Annotated in this window: 12 protein-coding genes; 2 read left to right on the forward strand and 10 right to left on the reverse strand. The window is 66.1% G+C overall.

What is annotated here, in order from left to right:
• Positions 1–58: 58 nt before the first annotated feature.
• The 7 genes from ACFO0G_RS02170 to ACFO0G_RS02200 all read right to left on the reverse strand — a co-directional run bounded on the left by ACFO0G_RS02170 (position 59) and on the right by ACFO0G_RS02200 (position 11,192).
• Positions 59–4,324, reverse strand: a complete 4,266-nt coding sequence (locus ACFO0G_RS02170; RefSeq protein ID WP_465251106.1) for an AAA family ATPase — start codon at positions 4,322–4,324, stop codon at positions 59–61.
• A gap of 180 nt (positions 4,325–4,504) precedes the next feature.
• Positions 4,505–6,094 carry a glutamine-hydrolyzing GMP synthase gene (gene guaA, locus ACFO0G_RS02175; RefSeq protein WP_376976287.1) on the reverse strand — a complete coding sequence of 530 codons (1,590 nt, stop codon included), beginning with the start codon at positions 6,092–6,094 and terminating at the stop codon, positions 4,505–4,507.
• A 115-nt stretch (positions 6,095–6,209) separates the two neighbouring features.
• Entirely contained in the window at positions 6,210–6,719 is a 510-nt protein-coding gene (locus tag ACFO0G_RS02180) for a DUF3817 domain-containing protein (protein WP_286398080.1), read from the reverse strand.
• Positions 6,716–7,600: an SURF1 family protein gene (locus ACFO0G_RS02185; RefSeq protein ID WP_286398082.1), complete on the reverse strand. Its 885-nt coding sequence runs from the start codon at positions 7,598–7,600 to the stop codon at positions 6,716–6,718. The genes ACFO0G_RS02180 and ACFO0G_RS02185 overlap by 4 nt, the downstream gene beginning before the upstream one ends.
• Positions 7,601–7,685: 85 nt before the next feature.
• On the reverse strand, positions 7,686–8,174 hold the full coding sequence (locus ACFO0G_RS02190) for a PTS sugar transporter subunit IIA (RefSeq protein ID WP_286398084.1): 489 nt from the start codon (positions 8,172–8,174) through the stop codon (positions 7,686–7,688).
• A gap of 38 nt (positions 8,175–8,212) precedes the next feature.
• Positions 8,213–9,952: a glycerol-3-phosphate dehydrogenase/oxidase gene (locus ACFO0G_RS02195; protein ID WP_286398086.1), complete on the reverse strand. Its 1,740-nt coding sequence runs from the start codon at positions 9,950–9,952 to the stop codon at positions 8,213–8,215.
• 103 nt (positions 9,953–10,055) lie between these two features.
• Complete coding sequence (locus ACFO0G_RS02200; protein WP_142133157.1) at positions 10,056–11,192, reverse strand: GuaB3 family IMP dehydrogenase-related protein; 1,137 nt, start codon at positions 11,190–11,192, stop codon at positions 10,056–10,058.
• A 155-nt stretch (positions 11,193–11,347) separates the two neighbouring features.
• Between ACFO0G_RS02200 and ACFO0G_RS02205 the strand changes: the two genes are divergently transcribed.
• Together ACFO0G_RS02205 and ACFO0G_RS02210 are read left to right on the forward strand one after the other, a co-directional pair.
• The gene (locus ACFO0G_RS02205; RefSeq protein ID WP_376976288.1) at positions 11,348–11,995 is read left to right on the forward strand and encodes a hypothetical protein; all 648 of its coding nucleotides are present in this window, start codon (positions 11,348–11,350) and stop codon (positions 11,993–11,995) included.
• 28 nt (positions 11,996–12,023) lie between these two features.
• Positions 12,024–12,641, forward strand: coding sequence for a hypothetical protein (locus ACFO0G_RS02210; protein ID WP_376976289.1), 618 nt, complete (start codon positions 12,024–12,026; stop codon positions 12,639–12,641).
• A gap of 38 nt (positions 12,642–12,679) precedes the next feature.
• Here the strand turns inward: ACFO0G_RS02210 and ACFO0G_RS02215 are convergent, their stop codons facing one another.
• The 3 genes from ACFO0G_RS02215 to ACFO0G_RS02225 all read right to left on the reverse strand — a co-directional run bounded on the left by ACFO0G_RS02215 (position 12,680) and on the right by ACFO0G_RS02225 (position 16,436).
• Positions 12,680–14,539 carry an ABC transporter ATP-binding protein gene (locus ACFO0G_RS02215; RefSeq protein ID WP_376976290.1) on the reverse strand — a complete coding sequence of 620 codons (1,860 nt, stop codon included), beginning with the start codon at positions 14,537–14,539 and terminating at the stop codon, positions 12,680–12,682.
• 39 nt (positions 14,540–14,578) lie between these two features.
• A complete protein-coding gene (locus ACFO0G_RS02220; protein ID WP_376976291.1) occupies positions 14,579–14,989 on the reverse strand; it encodes a hypothetical protein in 411 nt (136 codons plus the stop codon).
• Positions 14,990–15,080: 91 nt separating this feature from the next.
• A complete protein-coding gene (locus ACFO0G_RS02225) occupies positions 15,081–16,436 on the reverse strand; it encodes a hypothetical protein (RefSeq protein WP_376976292.1) in 1,356 nt (451 codons plus the stop codon).
• Positions 16,437–16,480 lie beyond the last annotated feature (44 nt).

Below are 16,480 nucleotides of genomic sequence, written 5' to 3' on the forward strand. Positions count from 1 at the left end.
CGGGTAGTCGATCCCCTGCGCCGGGTCCCTCCGGACGCCGCGGTCCGCCCCAGTGCGGTCAGCCCCAGTGCGGTGGCTTCTGTTCCTTCAACCAGGTGTCATGGTCGTCCTCCCGGTCACCCCAGCTGCGGGCATCGTCCTCAGCAGCCTTGCTCGGAAGGATTTCCTCACTGCCACCCTGTGCTGTGCGTGCGGCCGGGGCGGATGCCGCAGCGTCCCCGGAGGAGGCAGGGCCAGCACCTGGTGCAGTCTCTTGGTTCTTGTTCCGATCGTGGTGCATATCTTCCTCGGGCCCGGCGTTCCCGGCCCTGTCTTCCTTACTCGGGTTTTCGTTGCTCACGGGGTCCGACTCCTCGATTTTCGGGCTGCCCGAGCGCCTGCCCTGGCCGTGGTGACCCGAACCGGCGCCGGAACGGTCCGCGCCGGACGCGTCCGAGTTGCCGTCGGCGCTGTGCCGGATTGTCCCGGCTTCCTGGCGGTCCCCGTCGCTGTCCAGGTTTCCGGCCGCCCCGCCCGGCAGGTAGGAGGCGGCGGATGGTGCAGTATCGATTCCATTGAGCGCCTGGTGGACGTCGTCGTCAAGGAATCCCGTGGAGGTGGTGCTCCTGCCCGGCAGCACGATGTTCTCAAGTCCCAGGTACCCGGCGATGCGGTCGGCGCAGGTGGAGGGGTCGGTAAAGACTTCAATGGTCCACAGCGGCATGTAGCGCCAGCCCAGGCGTTCCAGCAGTTCCGGGCGCAGCCGGCTGCGTTCACGTACGCTCATGGCGCGGTACTGCTTGGTGCCGTCGGACTCGATGGCCACAGGCCGGGGCAGGTCCAGGTCGTCTTGGCCCATGGTGTTCAGGGGGTCGGCCGCGGCGACCACGTCAATGGCGCCGTCGTACTGGTGCCATACCCTGGCCCCGCGGGCGCGGAGCCGGTCCCCCAGATCCGCTACCAGGGGGTCCGCCCCAAGTGCCTGTTCGCTGGCAGCGGCGCGGGAGGCCGGGGTACCAAGGTCGGTGTTGCCGGAGATTTCCCGGTCCAGCAGCGTGTACAGGTCCACGGCGCCATGAGTGAGGCGGGTGTGGTCCAGGTCTTCCGGGCGGAAGCAGGTCAGCACGTGCAGGGAGCGCCGTGCCCGGGTCATGGCCAGGGCGAACTTCTCCCGGCCGCCTTCCGCGGACAGCGGCCCGAAGTTGTGCAGTGCACGGCCGTGCGGGGTGCGCCCGAATCCCGGCGAGAAGATGACGTGGTCACGGACCAGGCCCTGGGCGCGTTCCAGGTCAACCACCCGGAAGGACTCCGGGCCGGCTCCGAAGAATCCGGCCAGGCCGGGCTGGTTGGACAGCTGGAGCCGGATGGACTCGCCAATCCGGGCCGCATGCCGGAGGCTGGCGGTCACCACGGCGAGGGAAGTCCGGGGACGCATCCGGGCGTGCTCGAAGACCAGTTCCACAACGCGGTTGACCTCTGCCACGACGGATTCCACCCCCTCGTGGTCGGCACTGGGAAGGCCGGTGCCGTCCGGCAGGTACTCAACCAGCAGGGAGCGGTCCAGCCCCGTGGCGGACTGCCCTTCCGGCAGCCGGCGCAGGCCGCCGTCGTAAAAGCTCTTGCTCAGCTGGAGGACCAGGTCCTCATCCACCGCGCGGTACACCACGTTGAGCTGCCATACCGGCAGGACGGCGGAGAGCGCGGTAAAGGCGCTTTCCACACGGTGGTGCGCCGATTCTCCGGGCGCCAGCCGCTCCACCCCCACCGTGAAGGTCCGCGGCGTGGCAATGCGGGAATCGCCGAAGGCAATGACCTGCCGGGCACGGGCAATCGAGGGCAGGACCGCCTGCAGGGAGGTGGCCTCCGCATCGAGGATCACCACTGCGTCGAAGTGCTGTTCGGCTGGAAGCAGGCCCGTCATGAGGTAGGGGCTGACAGACCAGACGGGAACCAGTGTGCCGATCAGGTCCGGAGCCTGTGCGGTGAGGGCGGGCAGGGAGACCCGCCCGTCCTTGAGCAGGCTGCGCAGGAGGCCGGCCTGCCGCGGCTGGGCGGCAATGGCGGTGCGCCACCGCTCCGCCAGGGCCCACCGCAGCCGGGCTGCGCCGCTGGCAATGTGCGCGTTGTCCGCGAGGCGGTACTCTGCCTCGAGCTGGCGCAGGGCGTCGCCGTCGGACATGGCAAGGTAGTCGTCACCGCTGATCATTGCCTCGAGGGCGGACTGCCACCAGGCCAGTTCCAGTTCGGCCGCGACCGATCCTTCGTGCACCTCCCGTTCGGCAAGATCGGCAAGGAGTTCACCGAGGCCGTGTTCGCGCATGCTCTCAATGAGGAGCGTGCGTTCGGGCAGCGTTTTGAGTGTGTCGGTGTCCGCCACCAGCCGTTCCAGGCGTTCCATCAGCTGCCGGTAGGGAACGCCGGTCAGTGACCCGCCGTCTTCGGTATGCCGCAGGGCCTCGCCCAGTTGCGCCAGCTCCTTGTCCAGCGAGCGGTACATGGCGTTCATTTCCGCCAGGCCCGATGGAACGGCGGGGTGCCGCTGCGTGGTCGCGTATCCGGCCCACAGGGCCCGCTGTTCCTGGACCAGCAGCAGGGACGAGTGCAGGTCCGCGATGTGGACGCCCGGGCGCACATATTCCTTGGCCACCCGGCGCAGCCTGGAGCGCTGCATGGCGGTCAACTCGATGCCGCGCTCACGCCGCCACGAGGACGGCGCGGTGGCGGAGATCAGGTCCGTCACCGGGCGGTCGAAGATGTCCGGGGTGAACTTGTCCAGGCTGCCGCGCACGGCGACCAGCAGTTCCAGCTGTTCGCCCCACTCGGCGAAGGATTCGCCCAGGCGGATTTCGGCGTGCTCGGCAACGGCGTCCATGCGGTCGCGGAGGATGGGAAGGCTCTTGGCCACAGACCGGACCAGGTCCTGCGCTTCCTCGGTTTCCTTGCGGGTCAGCAACCTTGCGCCGTGCCAGGGGCTGGTGGTGGCCGCCTTGCTGAAGCTGCCCAGCTCGGCAGCCCGGCGCAGACGGCCGGCGAGCTCCTCGCGGTCCCGGATGCTGTCCAGCACGCTGCGCTTAAGCCGGACGGTGGTGGCCGGTGCCGGGTGGATGGAGGTGAGCTCGGCGAGGGACTGCATGGCCTGGTACGGCGAGCAGCCCCAGCGTTCGCGGACGTTGTGCAGCGATGCCACGTGGTCCATCAGCGCGTGCCGGTGCTCGGTGAGGGTGTTGTGCAGGTTCCCCAGTTGCGGTTCCAGCGACTTCTCGTTGCGGACGATCGCCCGGACCAGCTGGCCCTTCAGCTGTTGGGCCGTGACGTTCCCGGTGAGCTGGAGCAGGATGGAGTCCAGGCCCAGCGACTCCAGGTGTCCGGAGACCTCGTTGAGGCTGGCGCGGCGGTCGCCCACCACCAGCACTGTCTTGCCGGCATCCACCAGGGCGCCGATGGTATTGATAGCGGTCTGGGTCTGGCCGGTGCCGGGAGGGCTGCTGACCACCAGGGAGTCCCCGGCGCGGGCTGCGTCGATCACATACTGCTGGTCCGTGTCCGCGTCCAGCAGGAGCAGCTCATCCTTGGGGGGCCGGTTGTCCAGGTTCGGGAAGCGGGACGGGTCCGGTTCCTCGACGTCCACCATCTCGCCGCCGGCGGCGGTGGCCAGCGCGGACACGATGGGGTGGGTGTCGTTGATCCAGGGGTCGTCCAGGTTGCCGGAGAGATCGGCGAAGGTGGAAACGAGCAGGTTGTGCTGGGTTTCCGCTCCGTGGATGGGCCGGATCAGGGTGGCCAGACGGTCAAGGACGGGCTGGGGGTCGAACCGGGCGGTGCTGTAGGCCAGGCGGGTCACGGCGTTGACGTCGAAAACGATGCCGTGGATGTTCTTCAGGTGCCGCACCAGTGCCGGGTTAATTTGCGCCTGCTCGGTGAGCTGCAGTTCAAAGTCGTCCTCCCCCGGCCGAACCGTGAGGGAGATGGCGGTCAGCATCACGGGGGCGGAGACACGCTGGGGCTTACCTCCGACGGCGGAGGTCCACACCACCGTTCCCGCGGACAGGTACCCGGCGTCGATGCCGCGGTCGTTGGCGAGCTCGAAGATCTTGGACCGGATGTTGCGCGAAGCCCTGGCCGCCACCACGTACTGCTGCCGGTCCCGGATCAGGGTGGACAGGCGGGTGCGGCGCCCGGCCATGAGCTGGGCGAGTCCGGAGGGGTGTGCCGAGGTGAGGTCGATTGAACCTTCGGGCGTCTTGGTGAAGCGCAGCATTGTGTCCGCGCCGGTGACGGGTTTGAGCCCGGACAGCCATTTACGAAGCTCTTCCGAGCCCTCCGGGTGGCCTTGACCAACTGACACTTCTGCCTTCTTTTCTGCGTTTGCACGTGACGCCCTGGACCATACCGGCATAGGTTCGAGAGTAGCCGCTTCGGCGCCGGACTTGAGCGACCGCAACACTGGAGCACGGGAAATTGCGGAGGATTCGTTGGGGAAAAGCAGTGGCCGGCCCCCGCTGGCGGAGGCCGGCCACTTAGGATGCTATTCCCACTCGATGGTTCCCGGCGGCTTGCTGGTGACGTCCAGCACCACCCGGTTGACGCCGTCCACCTCGTTGGTGATCCGGTTGGAAATCCTGGCCAGGAGGTCGTAGGGCAGGCGCGACCAGTCGGCGGTCATGGCGTCCTCAGAGGAAACGGGACGCAGCACGATGGGGTGGCCGTAAGTGCGGCCGTCACCCATGACGCCGACGCTGCGGACGTCCGCCAGCAGCACTACCGGCATCTGCCACACCTCGTTGTCCAGGCCCGCCGCGGTCAGTTCGGCGCGGGCGATAGCGTCTGCCTTGCGGAGCAGGTCAAGCCGCTCCTTGGTGATATCACCGACGATTCGGATGCCCAGGCCGGGGCCGGGGAACGGCTGGCGGCCAACGATTTCCTGCGGCAGGCCCAGCTGGGCGCCAACAGCGCGGACCTCGTCCTTGAACAGGGCGCGCAGCGGCTCAACGAGCTCGAACTGCAGGTCCTCGGGAAGGCCGCCGACGTTGTGGTGGCTCTTGATGTTCGCGGCACCTTCGCCGCCGCCGGATTCGACGACGTCCGGGTAGAGGGTTCCCTGGACCAGGAACTTGATCTTCTCGCCGTGTGCGGCGGCCTCGGCAATGATGGCCAGTTCGGCTTCTTCGAAGGCGCGGATGAACTCGCGGCCAATGATCTTGCGCTTGGTTTCTGGGTCGCTGACGCCCGCCAGTGCCGAGAGGAAGCGCTCCTGTTCGTTGGCCACATACAGCTTGACGCCGGTGGCGGCGACGAAGTCGCGTTCCACCTGTTCCGCTTCGCCTTCACGCAGCAGTCCGTGGTCCACGAACACACAGGTGAGCTGGTCGCCTACGGCACGCTGGACCAGGGCCGCGGCCACTGCTGAATCTACGCCGCCGGAAAGCCCGCAGATGACCCGGGAATCCCCGATCTGCCGGCGGATCCGCTCCACCTGTTCTTCCAGGATGTTGCCGGTGGTCCAGTTGGGCTCAATCTTGGCGCAGTTGAACAGGAAGTTCTCGAGCACCTGCTGGCCGTACGCGGAGTGCTTGACCTCCGGGTGCCACTGCACACCGAAGAGCCCCTTTTCCTCGTTGGCGAAGGCAGCCACTTCCGCGCCCGCCGTCGTGGCCAGGACCTCGAAGCCCTCGGGCGCCGCGTGCACGGAATCGCCGTGGCTCATCCAGGTCTTCTGGTGCTGGGGCATGCCTTCAAGCACGGACCGCCCCTCGCCCAGAATGGTGGTCTCGGTGGATCCGTACTCCCGCAGGCCGGTCTTGTCCACCTTGCCGCCCAGCGCGTTGGCCATGGCCTGGAACCCGTAGCAGATGCCAAAGACGGGGACGCCGGCTTCGAAGAGGTCGGCACCAACGCTCGGGGCGCCGTCGGCATAAACGCTGGAGGGGCCGCCGGACAGGATGATGGCGGCGGGGTTCTTGGCCAGGAGCTGTTCGGTGGAGTAAGTATGCGGAACCACTTCCGAATACACATTCGCTTCCCTGACGCGGCGGGCAATCAGCTGCGCGTACTGGGCACCGTAATCAACAACCAGCACCGGCTTCTGGGAAGTCTGGGATGCAGTGGGAGTAGTCACCGTAATAGCCTACTTGGCGCCATTGCACCGGCGCATCTTGGGACGCCGCGCTGTGACGGAGCAAACGTCCGACGGCGGGCGGCCGGTTCCCGATGCGGGGCTGCCGCGGAGGGGTTCAGTAGCGCTGCGGAGCCTGCGGGTTGGCGGCCAGCTCGGCCTCCACCTCGGCGTGGAACTTCTTCTCGACGATGAAGGACAGGAACGGCACCACGCCGCCAAGTGCCAGCAGGACCAGCTTCAGGAACGGCCAGCGCATGAGGGACCACAGCCGGAAGTTGGAGATCAGGTACACCACGTACATCCAGCCGTGCACGATCAGCACCGTGACGGAGACGTTGACGCCGTTGATCACCCCGGCCGGCTCGGCGTCGGCGAATCCGAAGCCGAAGGGCTGGCCGCTTACGGCGTTGGTGCCGCCCGCGAACAGGTACTGCCCGAAGCCGTACCGCACCACGAGTTCGGCGCAGAGCAGGAGCAGCATGGTTCCGGTGAGGTAGGCCATGACCTTGTAGAACTTCAGGGCGGACCGGATCTGCGCCTCAGTACCGCCGAAGCGGCGCTTCTTGGGGGAAGTCTTGCCGCCGGATGCCTGCGGGGACGGAGTGGCGGGTTTCGGATCAATCATGGCTGTACCTTCTGCTGGTGCTGGTCAGGCTGCTGCTGTTCAGGCCCGTGTGGAAGAGGCGGTGTTTCGTGGAGCCCGCCTGCGGGGGCTTCATCGTCGTCCTCAAGGGCTTCCTCAAGGTCGCGGTGGTAGTCGTCCTTGACCAGGCGCCACCAGATGAAGAAGGCGAAGCCGGCGAAGACGACCCATTCGATGGAGTAGAACAGGTTCAGCCAGTTGATGTGCTGTTCAGGGGGCTGTGGCCCGATGTTCAGGGGCAGGAGTTTTCCAGGGACGGCTGAGGCGCTGAGGTCCTGGCCGCCCACCACCTCTGCGGTGGCGGACACAAAGCCCGGGTAGCTGCTCACGTCCCAGTAGTTGATGAGTTCGGCGACGGAAACAGCCGAGGCCTCCCCCGGTTTCGGTGCCTTCCCTGCCACCGGTGCCTCCGATGGCAGGAGGCGCCCGGTGAGTTCAACAACGCCCGACGGCGGTGCTGCCGCGTCCCCGGGTTGGGCCACCCACCCGCGTGCCACCGGGATCCAGGTCTGGGGAGATGCGCCCGCGCCGGTCAGGGTGGGGGCTCCGTTGACGGCGAAGGCGGACACTACCCAGTAGCCGCTTTTGCCGTCGTGGAGCCTGCCCGGAACCAGGACCTGCTTGTCGGGGCTGTACGTTCCCTGTGCCGTGACCATCTGGTCTGCGACGCTGCCGTGGAAGAACTCCCCTGGCTGCAGGGTGTTTGTGAGCGGTTGGACCTGTTCGGAAGCCGGGTTGACCGGCACTTCGGGCTGGGTGGAGCGGCCGAACTGCCACTGGCTCAGCAGCACGAAGACCCCGGAGATAACGATCGCGAAGATAAAGCCTGCGATCCATCGGGGCTTAAGGGCTGTTTTCCACACGTCTTAACCGTACTTCGTACTTCTGTAGAACAACTAAACGCCTGGGCATTCGGACCGGAAACGGGACGGTCCGCCCCAGCGGTGCCTAGTGGTCGAAGAACACCAGGCTGGAATTGATGAGTTCGGCAATCACTTCGGCGTCATAGGCCCGCCGCAGCGACTCCCGGAATGATTCCTTGGAGAGCGACCGGGCCAAGGTGGCCAACACTTCCAAGTGGTCCGAGAAGGAGCTGGCTGGCGTGGCAATCAGCAGGATGACCGTGGCGGGACCGTCCGCGGCACCAAAGTCCAGCGCATGGCCGTATTTGGCAATGCCCACCGCGATGGAGGTTTGGGAGACGAATTCGCTGCGGGCATGCGGCAATCCGATGCCGCCCGGGAGCCCCGTCGCCAGCTGGTGCTCCCGGGCATTGACATTCGTCAGGAACCCGTCAAGATCCGAGATCCGCCCGGCGGCGTACAGCCGCTCTGCCAGTTGGTTGGTGGCGTCGGTCTTGTCCTTCGCCTCCATTTCCAGGATCACCATGTCGGCGGTGGTCAGGTGGGCGTCATACGGGTCCAGTGGTTCCGCCAAGGCGTATCCCTTCGGTCAGCAGTGGGGCTAGCGGCCCCTCAACGCAAGGGCACGATGTCTTCCGCGCCCAGGCGGGCGGCGTCTGCGGATTCGTCGTCCGGCTGTTGCTGGCTAAGGCGTTCCGCTTCCACGCGGGCAAGGTAGTGGCGGACTTCGTTTTCGCGCTGCGCCTCGCTCCAGCCAAGGACGTCACCCATCAGTTTAGCGACAACGGGGGCGGCGGACACGCCGCGGTCCCAGGCCTCGATGGAGATCCGTGTCCGCCGGGTCAGGACGTCCTGCACGTGGCGGGCACCTTCGTGGGTGGCGGCGTAGACAGCTTCCGCCTGCAGGTAGTCGTCTGCTCCGGGGATGGGCTCAGCCAGCTCAGGATTCTGCCCGATGATTTCCAGGACTTCGGGCGTCATGGACCCATACCGGTTGAGCAGGTGCTCGATCCGCGCCACGTGGACCCCGGATTCCTCGGCGGTACGGTTCCGGCGGTTCCAGGCAGCCCGGAAACCGCTGGCACCCAGCAGCGGGATGGTCTCGGTGCAGCTGGGCGGCACCCGCTCGTCCATGGTGCGGGTGGCCTCGTCGACGGCATCCTTGGCCATGACCCGGTAAGTGGTCCACTTGCCGCCCGCCACCACCACCAGTCCGGGGACCGGATGCGCCACCACGTGCTCGCGGGAGAGCTTGGCGGTGGAGTCGTTTTCGCCGGCAAGCAGCGGCCGCAGCCCTGCGTAGACCCCTTCAACGTCTTCCCTGGTCAGTGGCCGCTTCAGCACTTGGTTCACGTGTTCCAGGACGTAGTCAATGTCCTTGCTGGAAGCGGCGGGGTGGGCCTTGTCCAGGTGCCAGTCGGTGTCGGTGGTCCCGATGATCCAGTGCCGCCCCCACGGGATGACGAACAGCACGGACTTCTCGGTGCGCAGGATCAGCCCCACGGTGGACTGGAAGCGGTCCCGCGGAACCACAAGGTGGATGCCCTTGGAGGCACGGACGCGCAACTGGCCGCGGTCGGTCACCATGGCCTGGGTCTCGTCGGTCCATACGCCAGTGGCGTTGATGACCTGCTTGGCGCGGATGCTGAACTGGGTCCCATCTTCGCGGTTTTCCACCTTGGCACCGACTACCCGTTCGCCTTCCCGGAGGAAGTCCACCACCTTCATCTGGTTCACGGCATGGGCGCCATAGTAGGCAGCGGTACGGACCAGGTTGGCGCAGTATTTGGCATCGTCCACCTGCCCGTCGTAGTACCGGATGGACCCGACGAAGGCGTCGTCCTTCAGGCTGGGCGCGGCGCGCAGGGTGCCGCGGCGGCTCAGGTGCTTGTGGAACGGGACGCCGCGGCTGTGGCCGGCGGAGACTGACATGGCGTCATAGAGGGCGATGCCGGCACCAACATAGGGCCGCTCGATGAAGGGTTTGGTCAGCGGATACAGGAACGGCACCGGCCGGGCCAGGTGGGGTGCAATCTCGGAGAGGAGCAGCCCGCGTTCCTGCAGGGCTTCCTTGACCAGGGCAAAGTCCAGCATTTCCAGGTAGCGCAGGCCGCCGTGGATGAGTTTTGACGACCGGGAGGACGTTCCCGCAGCCCAGTCGCTGGCCTCGACGATGCCGACGCTCAACCCCCGGGTCACGGCGTCAAGGGCGGCTCCTGTGCCGACGATGCCGCCGCCGACAATCAGGATGTCCAGTTCCTGGCCGGGTTCCGTGGTGGCGCGCAGCCGCTGGATGGATGCTTCCCTGGCTTCGGGGCCAAGGACCCCGCCGTTTGCAGGAACACTCTTCATTGAACGCCTCCAGTGCCTCTAGTGCCGGTAGTAAACCCACACTACTTGCAAGTGGCGTGCTTGGGCAGGGCCGGGTGGTGCCCACCCGGCCCTGACCTGTGCGTTAGTTTCCTTCGTAGGGAGATACGACGACGTCGACCCGCTGGAATTCCTTCAGGTCCGAATAGCCGGTGGTCGCCATGGAGCGCCGCAGGGCCCCGATGAGGTTGGACGTTCCGTTGGTGTGGTGGCCGGGTCCGAAGAGGACCTCCTCCAGCGGACCCACAGTGCCGACGTTGGCGCGGTCCCCGCGCGGCAGTTCGGTGTGGTGGGCTTCCTGGCCCCAGTGCCAGCCCTTGCCCGGCGCTTCTTCTGCCCTGGCCAGGGCACTGCCCAGCATGACGGCGTCGGCGCCCATGGCGATTGCCTTGACGATGTCGCCCGAGGTGCCCATGCCGCCGTCGGCAATTACGTGCACGTAGCGGCCACCGGACTCGTCCATGTAGTCCCGGCGGGCGGCCGCGACGTCGGAGATGGCTGAGGCCATGGGCGAGTGGATGCCCAGCGCGCGCCGCGTGGTGGTGGTTGCGCCGCCGCCGAAGCCCACCAGTACGCCGGCAGCGCCGGTGCGCATGAGGTGCAGCGCCGGGGTGTAGCCGGCAGCACCGCCGACGATGACGGGGACGTCGAGTTCGTAGATGAACTGCTTCAGGTTCAGCGGTTCGTGGTCCTTGGAGACGTGCTCGGCGGAAACGGTGGTGCCGCGGATGACGAAGATGTCGACACCGGCGGCCAGGACGGTCTTGTAGTGCTCCTGGGTGCGCTGCGGGGTCAGGGACCCGGCCACGGTGACGCCGGCTTCCCGGATTTCGGCCAGCCGGGACGTGATGAGTTCGGGCTGGATGGGCGCCTGGTACAGCTCCTGCATCCGACCGGTGACGGCGGGGCTGTTGGTCTCGTCCTCCAGCGCCGCAATCTCATCGAGAACCGACTGCGGATCCTCGTACCGGGTCCAGAGGCCTTCCAGGTCCAGCACGCCGAGCCCGCCGAGCTTGCCCAGCGCGATGGCGGTCTGCGGGGACATGGCTGAGTCCATTGGGGCGGCAATTACCGGCATGTCGAACTGGTAGGCGTCGATCTGCCAGGAGACGGAGACGTCCTTGGGGTCGCGGGTGCGACGGTTGGGGACGATTGCAATGTCATCCAGGGAGTAGGCACGACGCCCACGCTTGCCACGGCCGATCTCGATCTCATAAGTCACTGCTCTAGGTTATCCCAGCAGGTCCGCTGGCCTTGCCTGGGCCGGACCAGAAGGGCATCCTCGGCCCTGGAGACTGCGCCGAGCAAGCACGTAGCCTAGGCAGGGGGCTTCGGTGGATGCTTCCCGATAGCTTCAACGATTGGCCTCCTTCCGATATGACGAACTCCGTTCCTTTTCCCGCCGACACGCCTGTCCATTCGCTCGACCATTGGCTCTCCCCGGAAGTGGCCCGGGTCAGCCCACCGGACGCCCCGTCCCGGCTGCGCCAACTGGCGGATGCCCAAGGCACCGTGGCCGCCGGCTGGAGCGGGGCGATCGCCGGCGGACCCGTCCTGGCCCTGGCAGGCGCCTTCACATCCGTGATGTCGGGGAACCCTGTGGCCGCGCTCGTCCTGGTCCCGTTGGGGGCTGTGCTGATGGTGCTGGGCTTGGTCGGGTGGAGACGGGTCCGGGCCGTCCTGCCCAGGTCCGACAGGGTCCTGATCACCCGTGGTCCGGGATCCTCCCGGGGCGGCATCGCCATGGTGTCTTTTCTGGGGGCCATTCTGGGCGGGATCATGATTCTCGCCCTGCCCTCGGCCGTGGCAAAGGGTGCCGGTGAGGTCACAATCGTGGTGGGCATCTACGTGCTCCTCCTGGCCCTGCTGGTCGCGTGCATCATCGTCCCGTCGGCGGTCCTGGGCAGGGCCCGGGAGTCGTTCCGCCTACGGGTGCAAACCAACCCGAGCCTTCGGAGGGCAGTCGAGGAGGACCTGGCCGTCTGGCGCGATCCGTACGGCAATGCCGCCTACGGACCTCTGTGAGGCGCACCCTTCCCGCTACAGTGGCGTGATGGGCAGCCGCTGGACATTTGACGGGCACATCGCCGGGATCGGCACTGCTTCCGGGCTGCGCGCCGTCGTCGGGATTTGGCAGGACTCCCCCTTTGGGTCGTTCGCCGACGTCATGGTGCAACAGCCTTCAGGACACCGGCTGCTGCTGGCACCGACGCCGGACGTTGCCGGCTTCATCTCAGCCACCTACAACTTTGATGACGTGCGGGTGCTGGACGTTGGTGCCTCGCTCACCGATCAGACGTTGACGGTCGACGCCGGCCCGCTGGCAATCCGGGCCGTCACCGGTGCGAGGACCCTGCTGGGAGCAGCGCTGCGGGCAGTACCCCGGCGCCTTGCCGTCCATCCCCGCTGGCTCGCCGCGGTCAACCCGTTCGCTGCCCTCGCGGCACCCGGCGCCCGCACGTACGGAACTGCCGGCAGTGGAAGGGCGGAGTTCTATGGGGTGACCGACCTGCACCACCTGGCCTCCGCCGTCGTCACCTGGGAAGGTGCCAATGCCGGGACGCTCTCCCCCATCCGGCCGGCCGTCACGTTCGGCTTCAGCAGCGTCCCTCCGCGGCCCAGCGTGGCGCGTGTGCGCACCACCATCATTGGGGCCTCCAACGACGAATAGAACTGCCCACCGCGGCACACTCGCTTCGCGAACCTGCGTCAGACTCCTTCCGGTTCCTCCACGGAAAGCTGGGACTCGAACATGCGGAAGTAGCGGCCGCGCTGGGCCACGAGTTCCTTATGGGTTCCCTGCTCCACGATTTGGCCATCCTCCAGCATGTAGACGACATCCGCCTTCTCGATAGTGGCAAGGCGGTGGCTGATGGCGATCATGGTGCTGCTGCGGTCTGCGAAGAGACGCGTGAAGATCCGGTGCTCGGCCAGTGCGTCGATGGCGGAGGTGGGCTCGTCCATGACCATGAACGACGCGTCGCGGTAAAAGTTGCGGGCCATGGCCAGTCGCTGCCACTGGCCGCCGGAAAGGCCGCTGCCCTTCCGGCCCCTTGGGTCTTCCATCCAGTTGCTGACGTGGTTGTCCAGGCCGTTGGGCAGCTTGTTGATGAAGTCGAGTGCTTCGGCGTCGGCTGCGGCCCTGCGGATGCGGTCGTCATCGCGGGGACTTTCCACATCGCCGAAGTAGATGTTCTCGGCCGCCGTCGCGAATTCGTACTTCAGGAACTCCTGGCTGAGCACGGCCAGGTGCCGGTGCCAGGAGGTGACGTCGACGGCGGCCAGGTCCACGCCGTCGAGCAGTACCTGTCCGGAGTCGGGACGGTAGAGGCCTGCCAGGATGCGGATCAACGTGGACTTGCCGGCACCGTTCTCCCCCACGATGGCGATGTGCTGGCCCTGCCGGATGGTGAGGCTGATGCCCTTGATCACTTCAATGTCGCTGCCCGTGTAAGTGAAGCGGATATCCTTCAACTCCACTTCCTTCGGTGCTTGCAGCAGCGGCGGCGCATGTTCCGAGTGCACGGGCATCGCCATGAACAGCTCGTAGTCCTTCAGGTTGGCGAGGTCCTCATCGATGGAGCTCAGGGACGACACCAGGTTGTTCGCCGTGGACAGGGCGCGGCTCACAATCTGCTGGACGTAGAGGAACTGACCCACGGGGGCTGCGCGGGCGATGATCTGCCCCACCACCCAGATCAGCGAGACCACCTCGGCACCGTATTGCAGGGCGTCCGCCGCCAGTTGTTTGGGAATGTAGCGGCGCTGGTAGTCGAGGCGCCGCCGCTCGTCCGCGTCGCGGAGCCGGGACCGAAGATCCATGAGGAAGCCGACAATGCCGTAAAGCCGCATCTCGGCAATGTGCTGCGGCCGGAGGAGGTTGGTTTCGATCATGCGGCGCTGGCGGCGGGAGTCCACCTGGGTGTTCCAGTGTGCGATTTGCTCCCGGGACAGCTTGAACTGCAGGTAGACGCTGGGGATGATGGCCACCAGGACGATGACGGCGATCCACCAGCTAACCAGCAGCAGCGCGCCGATGGCCAGGATGACCGAGACCAGCTGCGTGAAGATGGCGGCGATCCGGTCAAGGACGCGGGCGTAGGAGTCGGAGAACCGCTTGGCGCGGTCGTAGAGGTCAACCGTTTCCTTGTCGTCGTAGCGCCAGAATTCGAGGGCGAGGAACCGCTCATACATCTGGTCCCCCACGATGGCGCCGACTTTGAAACTCATCAGCTGCTGGATATATCGGTCCACGCTGTTGAAGGCGCCCCAAAACAGCCCCAGCGCCGCAGTGACGACGACGTAGACGATGGCACGGCGTCCTGCTCCGCCGTCGCCCGCGTACGCTGCGGCCAAGGCAGAGGTGGTGAGGGACGCGAAGTAGGTGGTGACCAACGGTAGAACGGCCGAGATGAGTGAGCCGAGGACCTTCATGACCACGGCCCCCGGGGACGCCCGGAAGCTCACGCGAAGGACCTGGGCCACGGCCTTGGCATAGGGGCGCAGGGCAAGCCGCTTTTGCGGGTCGCGTTTGGGGGTCAGCTCCGCCGGATGGCGCGGTTGGGACATGGAATCAGCCTAGTGCCGCGCCCCTGGGTACGGCGGAGGTCAGTACTCCTCGCCGTACTCGTACTCGGGCAAATCGAAGCAGGCGCTGTAACCTTCCACCCTCAGTGATTCGGGGCTGTCCAAAAAGAACACGAACAGATGGGTGCCGTCGCTGTGCAGAAGGTCTAACCGCCGCGCTCCGTCTGGCGCCGTCCCATCTTTCACCGTCCAGCCGTCCTTGGCCTGCATATGCTGCACCACCTCGTCCAGAAAGCCTTCCCGGTCCACAGCGTTGCCAAGTTTGGCTTCCGCGTCCCCTGTCCACTTGCGCCGGTTTCCATCCATGCAGGACATTAGGCGGGACGTGTTGTCAGCGAACGTGGACACCACTGAGCTGCCCGGCAGCAGGGCCAGGATTTCCTGTTCCGAGGACATTACCTTGGTCTTGGCTGATTCGAGGCTGACGCCCATGTTTCCTCCATTTCCTGGCTGGCCGCATGAGGCCGTTATCGCCAGCAGAATTGCTAACCCGGTTAATCGCCATGCCGGCCATGGGCCGGCCTCACCGTTCACGGATTTCCGCCAGGACGTCGGCAAGGGCTTCCTCGTTTTCGGGGTCTGTGGTGGCGATCAGGGAGTGGTTGTCCTTGCTGTACAGCTCGGCTGGAGTGAGGCCGCCGGGCGGGGCATAGACGTGTTTGTCGAAGGCAGGTTCCCGCATGGGATAGTTTTCCCCCACCAGCCCCATAGTCTCGGCCGTGAGCAGGATATCCGGATAGGTGTAGCTGGTGTAATCGGTGCCTGGCACAGGCGTCCAGGCAGGCGGCATGGCGGCACCCGACAGGGCAATGAGCTTGTTGAACCTGGCGCCTTCCATTTCTGCACCGGTCAGGTTCCGAAGGCCCCAGCTGTGACCGATGCCGACTGCTTGTGCCTGGACTGGCAACTCCAGGGCAACGGCCTGCTGGAAACCGGCGAGGACGGGCGCTGAGCGGGCCACGAAACCGTCGTCCTTTGCTTCCACCAGGAATGCTTCCACAAAACCGCCGTCCGGGAACTCGGACCCCTTGTAGACGAAAGCGGCCGTGCCGCCCGACTTATCCGCCGTGACCAAACGACCCGGTACGTCCTGCAACCGGCCTGCGTAGAACGACGCCTCATTGGTGGTGGTTCCAGGAACGTAGGTGACAACCGTCGTCGTATCCGCGGTGTAGTTGCCAATGAGCTCAATGATGGAACTGTGGGCAGGGTCGTAGGCGGCTAGCTGCACCTTGCCCTCCACAACCTTGTGCAGGTATCCGATACCCTCCTGGCGCTTCCGCCACGCTTCGTGTTCGGCAGCGAAGCGTGCGGGGTAGCTTGAGTCGAAGATCCAGGGGTTCAGCTTGGGTTCCGGATCATTGTTCCGCAGCCAGTCGATCCGGCTTTGCGCGTTGGCGCGGTTCGCTTCGATCCGCGCAGAGAAGGGTATGCCGTTGGTGTTCCCGGCCAAAATAGGATAGCGCCGGATGAAGGCTTGCTGCTGGGAAGCTGTCAGTGCCAGCCACCAAGCGCGGACTTCAGCAGCGGACTTGCCGCTGACGTCGCCCGGACCAGGAGTCGATGCCTGCAGTCCTGCACCTGGACCACCGGCAATAAGACCTCCACTTCCGCCACTCGCCGACTCCTGTTCGTTTGCCTGCCGCACCAACTCCTCGGCCGCCTGCTTGAGGAACAGAGCTGCGGCGGACAGGGAACGGCTATGGCTGGATTTCCACTCCCCGCGGAACCTCTCGGCGTCAGGCCCGGGCCAGAGCGTGCCGTCCACGCCCGCGGCGAGCATTTGTCGTTGTCCATCAAGGCTCCGCCCTGCCGACCGGATGCTGGCAGCCAGTAGCCGCAGCTGGGCGACGTCCGCCCCATAGAAAGTGCCTGCCACTGCTGCCCCCAACCCGCAACGATATTTCTCCAACGACTATAGTA

Origin of the sequence: Arthrobacter sedimenti, from assembly GCF_042652025.1 — a bacterium.
In the GTDB taxonomy this organism is placed as follows: domain Bacteria; phylum Actinomycetota; class Actinomycetes; order Actinomycetales; family Micrococcaceae; genus Arthrobacter; species Arthrobacter sedimenti.

What these genes read in the sequence shown, in the direction of transcription:
- ACFO0G_RS02195 (WP_286398086.1), bottom strand. Translation starts at nt 9,952, where the DNA reads ATGAAGAGTGTTCCTGCAAACGGCGGGGTCCTTGGCCCCGAAGCCAGG.
- ACFO0G_RS02210 (WP_376976289.1), top strand. Translation starts at nt 12,024, where the DNA reads ATGGGCAGCCGCTGGACATTTGACGGGCACATCGCCGGGATCGGCACT.
- ACFO0G_RS02180 (WP_286398080.1), bottom strand. Translation starts at nt 6,719, where the DNA reads ATGATTGATCCGAAACCCGCCACTCCGTCCCCGCAGGCATCCGGCGGC.
- ACFO0G_RS02215 (WP_376976290.1), bottom strand. Translation starts at nt 14,539, where the DNA reads ATGTCCCAACCGCGCCATCCGGCGGAGCTGACCCCCAAACGCGACCCG.
- ACFO0G_RS02205 (WP_376976288.1), top strand. Translation starts at nt 11,348, where the DNA reads ATGACGAACTCCGTTCCTTTTCCCGCCGACACGCCTGTCCATTCGCTC.
- ACFO0G_RS02220 (WP_376976291.1), bottom strand. Translation starts at nt 14,989, where the DNA reads ATGGGCGTCAGCCTCGAATCAGCCAAGACCAAGGTAATGTCCTCGGAA.